A 14528-nucleotide genomic window follows, 5' to 3' on the forward strand; every position below is an offset into this window, starting at 1 on the left:
GTCATCCTCGGGCTTGACCCGAGGATCAGACCCTCCGCGCGCTCGCAGGCGACGAGGAGGCAGGAGCGTAAGCCTTTGCAAGACCGTGCTGTTCCAACCTCTGATCCTCGGGTCAAGCCCGAGGATGACGCATGAAGACGGTCTCAGGACTTGCGGCTTAGCACGAAATCCACACTGGCCTTGAGGATTTCGGCCTCTGCGCCGAACGGGTCCAGGTGGGCGCGGGCCTGATCGGCCAGGTGCGCGACGCGATGCCGCGCCTGATCGACGCCCAGAAGGGTGACGAAATTGGTCTTGCCCAGGGCCGCGTCCTTGCCCCCCGCCGCCTTGCCCATCTCCTCGGCCGAGCCTTCGGCGTCCAGCAGGTCGTCGACGATCTGATAGGCCAGGCCGATGTCGTGGGCGAAGCTGATCAGGGCGTGCCGGTGCGCCTCGCGCGCATCGGCGATGATCAGCGGAATCTCGAACGCATAGGCGAACAGGGCGCCGGTCTTCAGCCGCTGCATCCGCGCCACCCCGCCCAGGTCGTCGCGCACCCCCATCAGGTCGATCATCTGGCCCCCGGCCATGCCGCGCGCGCCCGACGCCATCGACAGCCGAGCCGCCAGTTCGCAGCGCACGGCCGGGTCTTCGTGGGTGTCTTCATGCAGCAGGATGTCGAAGGCCGCCGTCTGCAGCGCATCGCCCGCCAGCACCGCCGTCGCCTCGTCATAGGCCCGGTGCAGGGTCGGCCGGCCCCGCCGCATGTCGTCGTCGTCCATGCACGGCAGGTCGTCATGCACCAGCGAATAGGCGTGCACGCATTCCAGGGCGCAGGCGGCCCTCAGCACGGCGCGTTCATCCAGCTCGAACAGCCGCGCCGATTCCAGGGCGAAGAACGGCCGCAGCCGCTTGCCCGGCCCCAGGGCGGCATAGCGCATCGCCTCGGTCAGCCGCGTCTCCGGCCCATCGGCGCGCGGCAGCAATTCATCCAGCGCCACCGTCACCAGATCGGCGATCTCGGCCGCGCGATCAATGACCGACTGTTCGGGCGAATTGGCGGCGATAGGCCGGGTCAGAACAGCCTCCCGCCCACGACAGCGTCGCGGTCCACGCCGACCAGCACCACCTCGCCGTCCGCATCGGGAAAGCCCAGGGTCAGGACTTCGGACATGAAGGGCCCGATCTGGCGCGGCGGAAAGTTGACCACGGCGGCCACCAGCCGGCCGTCCAGCTGTTCCAGCGTATAGTGTCTGGTGATCTGGGCCGAAGACCGCTTCGTCCCGATCTCGGGGCCGAAATCCAGGGTCAGTTTGTAGGCGGGCTTGCGCGCTTCGGGGAACGGCTCGGCCTTCACGATCCGGCCGATGCGGATATCGACCTTCAGGAAGTCGCCAAAGGCGATCTGGGGCGCGGGCGCGGCCATGTCAGTTGAACTCCGCCGGTTCGGCGCCCCTGGCCTGGCCGTCGGGGCCGACCACGATCTTCTCGACCCGCAGTTGGGCGTCCTTCAGCCGTGCCTCGCAATGGGCTTTCAGGGCCGCGCCCTGTTCGTACAGGCTGATGGATTCCTCCAGCGGCGCCTGGCCCGATTCCAGACGCTGGACGATGCCTTCCAGGCGCGCCAGGGCGTCTTCGAAGCTGAGATCGGCGGGGATGGCGGCGGGAACGTCGGTCATGGCGCGCGACCCTAGAGGCGCCGGGCCGCCGCTTCAACGGCCGGGGACTATTCGACGCGACGCGCCGTGCGGATCTCGATCTTCGGCTCCAGCATCTGGCCGACCATGTCGCCTTCGCCCGCCGTCGGCGAACGCGGCGCGGTCAGGATAGCGCGCGCAATGTCCAGGCCCTGGGTCACCCGCCCAAAGGCCGCAAAGCCCACCGGATCGCGCGCACTAGCGTCCAACGACGTCAGTCCGGGCCCCAGGATGATGAAGAAGTCGCCCGTCGCCGTGCCCGGATCGAACCGGGCCATGGAGATTGTCCCCTCGACGTGGCTCAGCCCCGTCTGGCTGGTCGGCTCATGGGCGATGGGCGGCAGGACGCGGGCCGGATCGCCATTTGTCCCGCCCTGGATCAGGCCGCCGGGCGCCCCCATGTCCAACGCGCGGTAGAAGCTGACGCCATCAAGCCGCCCCTCATCGACGTAACGCAGAAAGTTGGCGACCGTGACCGGCGCGCGCGGGTCCATCTCCAGCACGATCAGACCGGCCGAGGTGTCCAGCGCCACGCGGACCGGAGCGGGCGTCGTGTCCTGGGTCGTTTCCTGCGCCGCAACAGGCGCGGCCATCAGCAGGCACAGGATCAGGCCGAACAGCGAACGACGGATCATCACGGCCTCCTGGGTTCGGGACGTCAGCGCTTCTCGTAGCGGCGCTGGGACCAGTATTTGAAGCCCTGATTGTGCACCAGCCGCCAGCCGGCCGCCTTCAACCGCTTGCCGACCATATGGTTGAAATAACCGTGGGCCAGAACCAGCACGTCCTGGCCCGTCACTGCGCGCGCGATCAGCGCCTGGGCCGCCTGTTCGGCGCGGGCCTCGGCCTCGCGGCGGGTCTCCTGGCCGTCGTGGTGATCGAAGGCGTGCCACCAGAAACGCGACACCACGCCCCAGAAGCGCGGCGACAGCTTGAACCAGGTTGGGAATTTCGGCGGCGGCAACGGCGCCTCGATGAACAGGGCGTCGACCATCACCTCGCGGCCCGCCGACACGGCCTGGGCCGTCTCCATGGCGCGCGGCCGGGTCGAACAATAGATGGCGCCCGCCCCCTCGGCGGTGCTGAGCAGGGCGGCGGGCGGGGTCTGGCCCGCGCGCAGGCCGCCGACCTCATATCGGCCCCACCAGTCGCGATACTGGTCCGAGGTGATCAGGCATTTGCGCGACAGGGCCGGCTCGCCATGGCGCGCCAGGGTGATCGCGCCCGGCCGAATGACCGCGGGCGCGGCCGTCGACGGCAAGGTTTCGGGGCGATCGGTGGGTTCGGTGGTCAGGGTCATCTCGCCGGGAACGGAAACCTGGGCCGTGGCCCGCTCTACGTTCCTCACATCTCCCCAGCATGACAGCGTGGCCCGGCAAAGGCCGAGTCTCTTGTCATGGTCGTAAACGCACCCGTGCCCCCCTGCAACCTCGCCCACGGCGCACACGGGCGCTATGCAGGGATCATGACCGAGCTTCCGGCCCCCGCCCTCGTCCGCAACGCCCGCCCCGAAGACGCCCCGGCGCTGGCCGCCCTGGGCCGTCAGACCTTCATCGACACCTTCGTGACGGGTTTCGGCATCCCCTATCCGCCGGACGACCTGAACGCCTTCATGGAGAGCAGTTTCAGCCCCCAGGCGCTGGCCGACAAACTGACCGAACCCGGCGCCGCCTGGTGGGTGGCCGAGCGGGACGGGGAGCTTCTGGCCTTCGCCAACGCCGGGCCAAACACCCTGCCCCATCCCGAGGCCCGACCGACGCACATGGAGCTGCGCCGCCTGTATGTCGCCAAATCAGCCCAGGGCCTGGGTCTGGGAACGCGGCTGCTGGACCTGGCGCTGAACTGGATGCAGGCCCACACCGACGGCCCCCTGTGGATCGGCGTCTGGAGCGGCAATCTGAAGGCCCAGAAGCTCTACGCCGCCTACGGCTTCGACAAGGCGGGCGAGTATCAGTTCCCGGTCGGCGCCTGGCGCGACGACGAGTTCATCCTGCGGCGCGGATGAGCGGAAAGGCCCAGACACGATGCTGATCCCCTTCTTCACCGCCCTGCGCGATCATCGGGTTCCGGTGTCGATGAAGGAATGGCTGCATCTGATGCAGGCCATGGATCGGGGCGTGGCGTCCGGCCGGGTCGAGGACTTCTATCACCTGTCGCGCGCGGTGCTGGTGAAGGACGAGAAACACTATGACCGCTTCGACCAAGCGTTCGGCCAGGCGTTCAAGGGGGTCGAGAGCCTGGGGCCGGGCGAGGAGGTTGCGGCCGAGATTCCGCACGACTGGCTGCGGCTGCTGAACGAAAAATACCTGACCGACGAGGAGAAGGCCCAGATCGAGGCCCTGGGCGGGTTCGAAAAGCTGATGGAGACGCTGAAACAGCGTCTGGAGGAGCAGACCGAACGGCACGAAGGCGGGTCCAAATGGATCGGCACGGGCGGAACCAGCCCCTTCGGCCACGGCGGCTATAACCCCGAGGGCGTCCGCATCGGCGGCCCCGGCCAGCATGGCCGCGCGGTCAAGGTGTGGGAAAAGCGCGAGTTCCGAAACCTGGACGACACGGTCGAACTGGGCACCCGCAACATCAAGGTGGCCCTGCGTCGTCTGCGCCGCTTTGCGCGCCAGGGGGCGGCGGACGAGTTGGACATGGACGGCACCATCGACGGCACGGCGCGCCAGGGCTGGCTGGACATCCGCATGCGGCCCGAACGGCGCAACACCATCAAGGTACTGCTGTTCCTGGACATCGGCGGGTCGATGGATGCGCACGTCAAGCTGTGCGAGGAGCTGTTCTCGGCCGCCCGCACCGAGTTCAAGAACCTGGAGTTCTTCTACTTCCACAACTGCCTGTACGAAGGCGTGTGGAAGGACAACCATCGCCGTCATTCCGAGCGGATCGACACTTGGGATCTGATCCGCAAATACGCCGCAGACTGGCGCGCGATCTTCGTCGGCGACGCCTCGATGAGCCCCTATGAAGTCACCATGCCCGGCGGCTCGGTCGAGCACTGGAACGAGGAAGCTGGCGCCGTCTGGCTGAAGCGCGCCCGCGAACAGTGGGACCGGTCGGTCTGGCTGAACCCGACGCCGGAACAGTATTGGCGCTACACCGCCTCGACCGCCATCATTCGCGACCTGATGGACCAGCGCATGTTCCCGCTGACGCTGGACGGGCTGGATCGCGCCATGCGCGCGCTGACGCGATGATCGTGCTAACCTGTTTTCAAGTTTGAACAGGAGGCCATGATGACCCTGACGGCGATGATGGTGGGATTGCTGATGGCGCAATTGGCGCCCGGCGCCGTCGTGTGGGAAACGCCTTCAGCGCCGGTCGTGGCCACGACGCCCGATCGCGCGGCACGCGATCTGCCCGACTGGGCCAGGGCCGACCCCTTCGCCTGGGAGCGGTCGCAGTGCAGCCCTCTGGTCCGCGGGGATGAACCGATGCAGACCTGCCAGTCCCGGGTGCGGGGCGATCTGTACGCCGCCCTGGGCGACAACCTGCCGGCGGGTCTCAGGCCCGCGGCGGAACTGACCGACTGCGGTCCGCAGCCCGACGAAAACTACGCCACGGCCTGCAATTCGCTCCGCCGGGAGCCGGCCATCCGACCGACCCCCGAACAGGACTGCCGCAGCCGGCCCCAGCGTCAGGGCCAGGGCGTCGCCTGGACCCAGGACTGTCGCCCGCTGAGAGAGGACGAACGCGAAACCCTGCGCCTTCGCCTGGGCGGCAACGACTGACTTCAGTTCTTGTCGCGCAGGGCGTCCTTGACGCCGCCGACGGCGTTCTGAACCTTGCCTTCGATCTGGTCGGCCTTGCCCTCGGCCTTCAGCTTCTCGTCGCCAGTGATCTTGCCAGCCAGTTCCTTGGCCTTGCCGCCCAGGTTCTTGGCGGCGCCTTCGATACGGCCATGATCGGGCATTGGACTCTCCTTGCCGTGACATCGCCAGAGGCGGCGACGCTTCGGCTGTAAGAACCCTCGGGGCGTTCGCAGGTTCCTGCGACAGTTCAGCCGTTTGCGCGCATCCACAGCACGACGGCCCAGGCATGCGCCTCGTGTCGCAGACCGGCGATGGCCTGGGCCGGGCTCAGCCAGACCAGGGCGTGATCCGGTTCGCACTGCAGGCCCGGATCACGCTCCAGAACTTCAACCGACCAGAAGCCGCCGCGGTTATTGACCGGATCGCCGTCGCTGCGGCGGAAATACTGCGCCGCCTCTCCCAGACGCCGGACGGGGCGCACCCGCAGGCCCGTTTCTTCGCCGAATTCGCGCGCCAGGGCCTCAGGCTCGGTCTCGTCGCCATCGACCGCTCCGCCGGGCAGATCGAAATAGCCGCCGCCGTCCCGATCCACCCGCACGCAGGCGATCCGGCCGTCGTCGTCCACCGCCAGTCCGAACACGGCGTGTCGCAACCGATAGTCGGCGCCGGGGGCGGCCTGGCCGAACTGCAGCATGGTCAGAGATCGAACAGCAGTTGCGCGCGCACGCCGCTGTGGCCCGGATCGAACTCCACCGCCGAGCGCAGGCCGCCGGCCATGGCGGCGATGATCTTGCCGCCCAGGCCCGTTCCCTTGGGTTTGCCGTCGCCCAGGCCCGGTCCGTCATCCTCGACCGTCAGGCGCGCGCGGTCGTCGCCGTCGGCTTCCAGACTGACCCGGATTTCGCCTGCCTGGCCGGGTTCATAGGCGTATTTGACGGCGTTGGTGACCAGTTCGGTCACCACGACGCCCAGCGACACCGCCTGGTCCGTGGACACCCGCAAGGGGCAGGCCTTCAGCACGATGGACGGCCCCTGGCCCTGCGGTCCCAGCGACTTGGACAGTTCGTCGATCAGCCCGGCCAGATACTCGTCCATATCCACCCGCGCCATGTCGCCCGAGGTGTAGAGCCGCCGGTGCACATGGGCCACCGCCTCGATCCGCGCCTGGGCCTCGCGCAGGGCGGCGCGGGCGCCTTCATCCGCCAGTTGCCGCTGTTGCAGCGACATGAAGCTGGACACCAGTTGCAGAGAATTGCCGACGCGGTGATTGACCTCTCGCAGCATGGCTTCGGCGCGGTCGCGGGCCAGGCGAACCTCTTCCTGGGCCTCCTGATTGGCGCGCTCCAGCCGGCGACGCATCAGGGCGTCTTCCAGCGCCGAGCGCAGCAGGGCGGTGAAATCCTCGGACACGTCCTTGATGACATAATCCGCCGCCCCGGCGCGCAGGGCGGCTACCGCGACGCGCCCCTCCTGGGTGCCGGTCACATAGACGACCGGCGGCGGATCGTTCAGCGCCAGGATGTCGGGCAGAACCTCCAGCCCCTCGCGACCCGGCATATAGTGATCCAGGGCGCAGACATCGAAACTGTCCCGCGCCAGCGCCTGCAGGCCCTCGTCCCCGCTGTTGGCCACGGTGACGGCGTAACCGTGACGGCCAAGCTCCTTTTCGACCAGACGCGCCAGCGCCCGGTCGTCGTCGATATAGAGCAGGCGGATGGGGGCGTCGTTCAAACCGGTTCCGATCAGATAATCTCGGGCGCCTGCATGACAGACAGGAACAGGCCCAGCTGTCGGATGGCGTCGGCGAAGGACTCATAGTCCACCGGCTTGGTGATGTAGACGTTGCAGCCCAGGTCGTAGCAGCGCTGGATCTCCACCTTGTCGTCGGTGGTGGTCAGCACCACGACCGGCGCCCGGCGCAGGCGCTCGTCCGACTTGACCTTCTCCAGGATGTCGGTGCCCGACATGTCCGGCAGGTTCAGGTCCAGCAGGATCAGCAGCGGACCATTGGCGATGATCTCGGGGCTGAACAGATAGTCCAGCGCCGCGCCGCCTTCGTCGAAATGCATGATCTCATTGGCGATATTGGCCCGCCGGATGTTCTTTTCGATCAGCTTGGCGTGGCCGTGGTCGTCTTCGACCATCACGATCTTGACGGCATTGCTCATAGTCGGTCTCCAGCCTCGGTCACCGTAAGGCGTTTCGGGAATTTCAACACGAAAACCGAGCCTTCGCCTAGCTCGGATTCAATATCAATGGTTCCGCCCAGGCGGCGGACGCTGTTGCGCACGAAGGCCAGGCCCAGGCCCTCGCCCGGCCGATCCTGGCGGCCCGAGCGGCGGAACAGTTCGAAGATGCGTTCGTGATCCTTGGGCGCGACGCCGCGTCCGTTGTCGGCGATGCGATATTCCACGCCGTCCGGCCCCAGATCCTGCCCGGTCACGTTGATGCGGCCGGGCCGCGAGGGGTCCAGATATTTCACGGCATTGTCGATCAGATTGCCGAACACCTGCTCCACCGACAGGCGGTCGCTTTCCATCCCGGGCAGGTCGCCGACCTCGATCACGGCGTCCGCTGCATCGGTCTGGTGACGCACGCTGTCGGCGATGGCCTGGACGATGGCGGTCATGTCCATGGCCTCGGGCGTCAGACCGCGCCGACCGTCGCGCGACAGCTTCAGTATGGCGTTGATCAGCCGGTCCATCTTGGCGGTCGAGGCGCGGATGAAGCCGATGGCCTCGGGCACGTCCTCGCGCACGGCGACGACCGCATCCTTGTCGACCAGATCCGGCGCCTGGGCCTCGATCGTCGTCAGCTGCCGTTCCAGCACCCGGCCGACCTGATCCAGTTCCGAGGTATAGCCCATGACATTGACCAGCGGCGCCCGCAGGTCGTGGCTGACGATATAGGCGAAACGCTGGATCTCTTCGTTCGCCTGGGTCAGGGCCGAGGTGCGGTCGCGCACCGTGTCCTCCAGCCCCTGGTTCACGCGATCCAGTTCATCGCGCGCAGCGTGAATCTCCAGCAGATAGCGCCGCACCATCCACAGCGAGATGCCCGCCAGCACCACGATCATCAGGCCCGCCGCCGCATTGACGGCCACCGTCACCCGCGACGCCCATTCCGAGTTGCGCCAGGCGCGCTCCAGACGGTTCTGCTGGATCTCGTCGATGGCGCGCACTTCCTCGCGCAGACGGTCCATGACCCGCTTGCCCTCGCCCGACCGGACCAGCTGCATGGCCTCGCCGATGCGGCCGCTGCGCGCCAGGGCCAGGCTGCGCTCCAACTCGTCCATCTTGTCGTGCGCCAGTTGATCGACCACGCCAGCCCGCACCACCATGTCGGGATCGGGGTCCATATAGTGGTGCATGCGTTCCAGCAGGCCGGGCAGAGTCTCGCGGGTTTCGGTATAGGGCGCCAGATACTGCGGCTGGGCCGCCAGCAGGAAGCCGCGCTGGCCGCTTTCGGCGTTCAACAGGGCCACCAGAACGCTGCGCGCGGCGCGCCGAGACTGCTGATACTGCTCGACCTGCTGATTGTACTGGGCCGTGCGGGTGATCATCACGAAGGTGGCGACGTTGATCGCCATCAGCAGGGCGATGGCCGCGGCCAGCAGCAGCGCCACCGACCGACCCAGGGTCGGCGTGCGCAGAAACAGGATAAAACCCTGCCAATAGTCGCGGATCGCGCCCCTCATCACGCGCAGTGATAGACGCACAATCGGTCGCCGCCAACACGCAACAGGAGAACAAGCTGCGCATTATCCATATCTTGCGCTAGGTTGGTCCCGCGAAGGGCTGCTGGAGGATGAAATGATCTGGTGGTGGTGGATACTGCCCGCCGTGGTCGGCGGGCTGGGGCTGGTGTTGCTGGTGTCCGGCCTGACGGGCCTGTTCCGTGGGCGGATCTTCAGCGGATTCTTCGGAACCGCTTTCGGCGGGGCGGCGGTTTTCGCCGGCGCCGTGGCCGCCCTGGCGGGGCTGAACATCCAGACCTATGGCCGACTGACCTATGAACGGCCGGTCGCGACCCTGCAGCTGAAACAGCTGGGCCCGCAGTATTTCGAGGCCACAGTCATCCAGCCCGCCATGGGCGAGGGCCAGCCCGCGACCACGGCCGTCTATCCGCTGCATGGCGATGAATGGCGGGTGGAGGCCCAGGTTCTGAAGTGGAAGCCCTGGGCCAATGTGCTGGGCCTGGATTCCCAATATCGGCTGGACCGCCTGTCGGGCCGCTATCAGTCGATCGAACAGGAAATCAACGGCGCGCGCAGCGTGCATTCCCTGCGCCCCGTCGAGGATGTCGGCCCCCTGCCCTGGCGCATCGACGTCTGGGACTCGGCCCGCAAATACCGCAAATGGGTCGACCCGGTGGACACCCTGTACGGCGGGGCCGCCTATATGCCGATGGCCGAGGGCGCGCGCTACGAGGTCTGGCTGACCCAATCCGGCCTGATCGCCCGGCCGGCGAACGAACAGGCCCGCGCCGCCAGCGCCGAGGGCTGGGTCCAGGTGCGCTGAACCGGCCTCAGACGCTGCCGATGGTGCGCAGGCGCGCCTTGGGGTGGATTTCGTTCTGGCTCATGACCACCGTCTGCCCCCGGAAGCGTTCGATGATCGAGCGCACATAGGGCCGGATCTGCGGGCCGGTCAGCAGCACCGCCGTCTCGCCCGCCATGGCCGCCCGCTCGAACACGTCCCGCACCGCGCGGATGAAGTCCTGAAGCCGCGACGGCGCCATGGCCAGCTGCTTCTCCTCGCCCTGGCCGACCAGGCTCTCGGCGAAGGCGGCCTCCCATTCCGGCGACAGGGTGACGATCGGCAGGGCGCCGTCGTCGGCCTTGTGTTGCCAGCACAGCTGGCGCGCCAGCCGCGCCCGCACATGTTCGACCAGTCCGGTGACGCTGGTGGTGTGCGGCGCCGCTTCGGCCAGGCCTTCCAGGATCGCCCCCAGGTCGCGGATCGAAACCCGCTCGCGCAGCAGGCTCTGCAAAACCCGCTGCAGGGTGGTGGTGGTGACGACCGTGGGGATCAGCTCCTCGACCAGCTTCTTCTCCTCGGCCCCGACTTCCTTCAGCAGCTTGGAGACCTCGGCATAGGACAGCAGGTCCGCCATATTCTCCTTCAGGATTTCGGTCAGGTGGGTGGTCAGCACCGTCGACGGATCGACGATGGTGTAGCCGCGGAAGGTCGCCTCTTCACGCAGGGAATCGTCCACCCAGGTGGCGGGCAGGCCAAAGGCCGGTTCGCGCGTATGTTCGCCGGGCAGCTCGACCTGGCGGCCCGCCGGGTCCATGGCCAGAAGCTGGCCCAGCCGCACCTCGCCGCCGCCGGCCTCCATCTCCTTGATGCGGATCGCATAGCCCTGGGTCGGCAGACGCATATTGTCCAGGATGCGCACGCTGGGCATGACGAAGCCGTACTCCTGGGCCAGGGATCGGCGCAGGGCGCGGATCTGGTCGGTCAGGCGACGCCCCTCCAGGTCGTTGATCAGCGCCAGCAGCGAATAGCCCAGCTCGATCTTGACCTCGTCGATGCTCAGTGCCGTGCCGATGGGTTCTTCGACATCCTCCTTGGGACCGGCCGCGCCGGCGTCGACCTCTGGCGCGGGCGGCTTCAGCCGATCCCGGCCGACGCGCCAGGCCATCAAGCCCGCCCCGATGGCCAGGGCCGCAAACGGGATCAGCGGCATGCCGGGGATCAGGCCGATCAGGCCGGACGCCGCCGACACCACGCCCAGGCTGACCGGATTGCTGGCCAGCTGGCTGACCAGGGCCTTGTCGGCCGTGCCCTCGACCCCGGCCTTGGACACCAGGAAGCCCGCGGCGATCGACACGATCAGGGCCGGCACCTGGGTCACCAGACCATCGCCCACCGTCAGCAGGATGTAGGAATTGGCCGCATCACCCGCCGCCATCCCATGCTGCAAGGTGCCGATCAGAACGCCGCCGATGGCGTTGATGAAGGTGATGATCAGGCCCGCCACGGCGTCGCCGCGCACGAATTTCGAGGCGCCGTCCATGGCCCCGAAGAAGGTCGATTCCTGCTCCAGCTCCTTGCGGCGGAGCTTGGCCTGATCCTCGTTGATCAGACCCGACGACAGGTCGGCGTCGATGGCCATCTGCTTGCCCGGCATGGAGTCCAGGGTGAAGCGGGCCGACACCTCGGCGATGCGGGTCGAGCCCTTGGTGATGACGACGAAATTCACCACCAGCAGGATGGCGAAGATGATGATGCCGATGATGAAACTGCCGCCCATCATCAGATTGCCGAACGCCTTGATGACCTGACCGGCGGCGTCCGGCCCTTCGTGACCGTGGCTCAACACCAGGCGCGTCGAGGCCAGGTTCAGCCCCAGACGATACAGAGTCGCCACCAGCAGAACAGTCGGAAAGATGGCGAAGTCCAGCGGCCGCTTCATCATCACGGCCGTCATCAGGATCAGGACCGACGCAACCAGCGAGATCGCCAGCAACAGGTCCAGCAGCATCTTGGGGATCGGCAGGATCAGCAGCAGGATGACCCCGATCACCCCCACCGCCATGGCCACTTCGCCGCGCGCCAGCCAGCCGACCACGTCGCGTCCCGTGGGGCGCGCCAGGCCGTCCTTCATCAAGGCTGCATCGGTCATCGGCCGCTCCTCCCCCACCGGGGGAGGGGGACCGCGAAGCGGTGGAGGGGGCCGGCCCAAGGCGCCGGCGTGCGTGTCCATGCTGCGCATGGTCCCCCTCCCCCGAGGGGGGAGGATTTAGACGGCGAGTCGGCCCGTTCAGCCATGGCCCAGAGCCTTCAGCGCCATGCGCGTCGCCTCGGCGATCACCGCCTCATTGGCGTCGTCGTCACGGGCGGCGTGATAATAGGCGGTCACCACGATGGGCGCGCCGGTCGGCGGATAAAGAACGCCGATGTCGTTGACCGGGCCATAGCCGCCCGTGCCGGTCTTGTGCGCCACGCGCCAGCCGGTCGGAACGCCCGCCTTGATGCGGCCCATGCCCGTGGGGCTGTCGAACATCCATTGCAGCAGCAGGCTCTTGGACCCGGCGCTCAACGGCGTATCGGCCGACAGGAACAGGTGCTGGATATTGTCGGCGGACTGCAGCGGCTGGATGGTGTCCTTGTCGCCGTCCAGACGGTTCATCTCGGGTTCGAAACGGTCCACGCGCGTCGTGGCGTCGCCGATGCCGCGATAGAAGCCCTGCATGGCCTCCAGCCCGCCCATGGCCTTCAGCAGGATGTTGGCCGCCGGATTGTCGCTGACCTCGACCGTGCCCTTCATCAGTTGCTTGACCGTCAGGGTCGAGCCGATGGCCGGTTCGGTGACCGGCGCATGGTTGATCATATCGGCGCGGGTGATCGGCACGGCGCGATCCAGCCGCTCCTGCCCGTCCTGGATGCGGATCAGGGTCGCGGCCGCCAGATACATCTTGAAGGTCGAGCAATAGACGAACCGCTCGTCCGGCCGCCACGCCAGGGTGCGCCCCGTGCCGGTGTCGCGCGCGACGAAGCCCATGCGGCCGCCCCGGCTGCGCTCCAGCCCGGACAGGTCGAACACCTCGGACGCCGGGGTCGCGGCGACGACATCCGCCTGCTCGCGCGCGGAACAGCCCATCAGGCCCAGGGCGCCGATGGCCGTCAGAACCGTTCTGCGATCCGCTCCCGCCATCGTCGTCAGCCCATGCCGATGGCGTAGCCGGCCGCCACGCCCGACTGGGGCGCCGGGATCGGCGTGCCTTCGTCGGCGTATTCGTTCAGCTTGTTGCGCAGGGTGCGGATCGAGATGCCCAGGATGTTGGCCGCGTGGGTGCGGTTGCCCAGGCAGTGGCCCAGGGTGTCCAGGATCAGCGCCTTCTCCATCTGGGCGACGGTCTGGCCGACCATGGATCGCGTCATGGCGTCGGCCGCCTGGGCCGCACGGCCGGCCGGCCCGGCGTCATAGGTTGCGGGCGTCGTGGCGCCCATCAGCGGCTGGCCGTCCGGCATGCGGATGGCCTCGACGTCGATCTCGGCCCCGGTGGCCAGCAGCACCGCGCGGTGCATGGCGTTTTCCAGCTCGCGCACATTGCCGGCCCAGCGGTGGGCGACCAGGGCGCGGCGAGCGTCGGCCGACAGGGGGCGCAAGCCCACGCCGTTGGCGGCGGCGTACTTCTTGATGAAGTGATCGGCCAGCACCGCGATGTCGCCCGGCCGCTCGCGCAGGGCCGGCAGGCGCAGGTTCACGACGTTCAGCCGGTAAAGAAGGTCTTCGCGGAACACGCCTTCGGCCACGGCCTTGGCCAAGTCGCGGTTGGAGGTGGCGATGATGCGGATATCCACCTTGACCGGCTTGGTCCCGCCGACGCGGTCGATGACCCGCTCCTGAATGGCGCGCAGCAGCTTGGCCTGCAGGCGGGCGTCCATCTCGCTGATTTCGTCCAGCAGCAGGGTGCCGCCGTCCGCTTCCTCGAACTTGCCGATGCGGCGGGCGACCGCGCCGGTGAAGGCGCCCTTCTCATGCCCGAACAGTTCGGATTCCAGCAGATTGTCGGGAATGGCGGCGCAGTTGACGCTGATGAACGGGCGTTCCGCGCGGCGCGAGTTCTGGTGCAGGTAACGGGCCATCACCTCCTTACCGACGCCGCTTTCGCCGGTGATCAGGATCGAGGCTTCCGACCGCGCCACCTGATCGGCCAGCTGGATCACCGCCTTCATCGACGGGTCGGCCGAGATCATCGGCCGTTCGTCGTCGGCCACGGCCGACAGCACCGCCGCGATCAGGTCGGCGTCGGGCGGCAGGGGGATGAACTCCTTGGCCCCGGCCTTGATGGCGGCGGCGGCGTCAGAGGCGCCGGCGTCCACGCCGCAGGCCACCACCGGCACATGGATGCGTTCGGCGTCGTTGGCCGCGATCAGGGCGCCGATGTCGATGCGGTAATCGACCATCAGCAGATCCGCCCCCTGCCCCCGGCGCAGTTGCTCGGTCGCCTGGTCCGCGCGTTCGACGTGCTGGACCTTGGCGCCGTGGGCCATGGCCATCTTCACGGCCTGGGCCAGTTGCCCGCTCAGTCTGCCAACCACCAGAAGCCGCATGGGTCTTCTCCTTTAAATCTCTACAGCCG

General features: G+C 67.7%; 17 protein-coding genes. 4 read left to right on the top strand and 13 right to left on the bottom strand.

All coding sequences use genetic code 11. The annotated features are described in order from the left end of the window. Positions 1–143: 143 nt before the first annotated feature. From Q0581_RS01650 to Q0581_RS01670, 5 genes are read right to left on the bottom strand one after another with little or no spacing between them, the layout of a single operon-like run. Positions 144–1016 carry a polyprenyl synthetase family protein gene (locus Q0581_RS01650; RefSeq protein ID WP_298697009.1) on the bottom strand — a complete coding sequence of 291 codons (873 nt, stop codon included), beginning with the start codon at positions 1014–1016 and terminating at the stop codon, positions 144–146. Positions 1017–1054: 38 nt separating this feature from the next. After that, a complete protein-coding gene (locus Q0581_RS01655) occupies positions 1055–1405 on the bottom strand; it encodes a tRNA-binding protein (RefSeq protein ID WP_298696893.1) in 351 nt (116 codons plus the stop codon). A 1-nt stretch (position 1406) separates the two neighbouring features. Further along, on the bottom strand, positions 1407–1658 hold the full coding sequence (locus Q0581_RS01660; protein WP_298696896.1) for an exodeoxyribonuclease VII small subunit: 252 nt from the start codon (positions 1656–1658) through the stop codon (positions 1407–1409). Positions 1659–1705: 47 nt separating this feature from the next. Beyond that, on the bottom strand, positions 1706–2311 hold the full coding sequence (locus Q0581_RS01665) for a peptidylprolyl isomerase (RefSeq protein WP_298696898.1): 606 nt from the start codon (positions 2309–2311) through the stop codon (positions 1706–1708). A gap of 23 nt (positions 2312–2334) precedes the next feature. Continuing rightward, positions 2335–3024, bottom strand: coding sequence for a histidine phosphatase family protein (locus Q0581_RS01670; RefSeq protein WP_298696901.1), 690 nt, complete (start codon positions 3022–3024; stop codon positions 2335–2337). A 117-nt stretch (positions 3025–3141) separates the two neighbouring features. Here Q0581_RS01670 and Q0581_RS01675 point away from each other — a divergent pair, with 117 nt between their 5' ends. The 3 genes from Q0581_RS01675 to Q0581_RS01685 are packed head-to-tail and all read left to right on the top strand — an operon-like array spanning position 3142 to position 5413. After that, entirely contained in the window at positions 3142–3681 is a 540-nt protein-coding gene (locus tag Q0581_RS01675) for a GNAT family N-acetyltransferase (protein WP_298696904.1), read from the top strand. A gap of 19 nt (positions 3682–3700) precedes the next feature. Then, a complete protein-coding gene (locus Q0581_RS01680; RefSeq protein ID WP_298696906.1) occupies positions 3701–4879 on the top strand; it encodes a VWA domain-containing protein in 1179 nt (392 codons plus the stop codon). Between the two features lie 39 nt (positions 4880–4918). After that, positions 4919–5413 (top strand): hypothetical protein, encoded by a 495-nt coding sequence (locus Q0581_RS01685; RefSeq protein ID WP_298696908.1) that lies wholly within the window; start codon positions 4919–4921, stop codon positions 5411–5413. A gap of 2 nt (positions 5414–5415) precedes the next feature. Here the strand turns inward: Q0581_RS01685 and Q0581_RS01690 are convergent, their stop codons facing one another. From Q0581_RS01690 to Q0581_RS01710, 5 genes are all read right to left on the bottom strand, one after another. Beyond that, positions 5416–5595: a CsbD family protein gene (locus tag Q0581_RS01690; protein WP_298696911.1), complete on the bottom strand. Its 180-nt coding sequence runs from the start codon at positions 5593–5595 to the stop codon at positions 5416–5418. An 86-nt stretch (positions 5596–5681) separates the two neighbouring features. Next, complete coding sequence (locus Q0581_RS01695; protein ID WP_298696914.1) at positions 5682–6128, bottom strand: NUDIX domain-containing protein; 447 nt, start codon at positions 6126–6128, stop codon at positions 5682–5684. A gap of 2 nt (positions 6129–6130) precedes the next feature. Further along, positions 6131–7165 (bottom strand): histidine kinase dimerization/phosphoacceptor domain -containing protein, encoded by a 1035-nt coding sequence (locus Q0581_RS01700; protein WP_298696916.1) that lies wholly within the window; start codon positions 7163–7165, stop codon positions 6131–6133. Between the two features lie 11 nt (positions 7166–7176). Then, entirely contained in the window at positions 7177–7602 is a 426-nt protein-coding gene (locus tag Q0581_RS01705; RefSeq protein WP_298696918.1) for a response regulator, read from the bottom strand. After that, positions 7599–9131, bottom strand: a complete 1533-nt coding sequence (locus Q0581_RS01710; protein WP_298696921.1) for a CHASE3 domain-containing protein — start codon at positions 9129–9131, stop codon at positions 7599–7601. Before Q0581_RS01710 ends, Q0581_RS01705 begins: the two co-directional genes overlap by 4 nt. A gap of 115 nt (positions 9132–9246) precedes the next feature. Here Q0581_RS01710 and Q0581_RS01715 point away from each other — a divergent pair, with 115 nt between their 5' ends. Next, complete coding sequence (locus Q0581_RS01715; RefSeq protein ID WP_298696923.1) at positions 9247–9954, top strand: hypothetical protein; 708 nt, start codon at positions 9247–9249, stop codon at positions 9952–9954. A 7-nt stretch (positions 9955–9961) separates the two neighbouring features. On the opposite strand, the gene flhA is transcribed toward Q0581_RS01715, so the two are convergent. From flhA to Q0581_RS01730, 3 genes are all read right to left on the bottom strand, one after another. After that, a complete protein-coding gene (flhA, locus tag Q0581_RS01720) occupies positions 9962–12064 on the bottom strand; it encodes a flagellar biosynthesis protein FlhA (RefSeq protein ID WP_298696925.1) in 2103 nt (700 codons plus the stop codon). Between the two features lie 138 nt (positions 12065–12202). Continuing rightward, positions 12203–13096 carry a class A beta-lactamase gene (gene bla / locus Q0581_RS01725; protein ID WP_298696927.1) on the bottom strand — a complete coding sequence of 298 codons (894 nt, stop codon included), beginning with the start codon at positions 13094–13096 and terminating at the stop codon, positions 12203–12205. A gap of 5 nt (positions 13097–13101) precedes the next feature. Then, a complete protein-coding gene (locus tag Q0581_RS01730) occupies positions 13102–14499 on the bottom strand; it encodes a sigma-54 dependent transcriptional regulator (protein WP_298696930.1) in 1398 nt (465 codons plus the stop codon). Between the last annotated feature and the right edge of the window lie 29 nt (positions 14500–14528).

It is taken from the genome of uncultured Brevundimonas sp., assembly GCF_937863155.1.
GTDB lineage: Bacteria > Pseudomonadota > Alphaproteobacteria > Caulobacterales > Caulobacteraceae > Brevundimonas.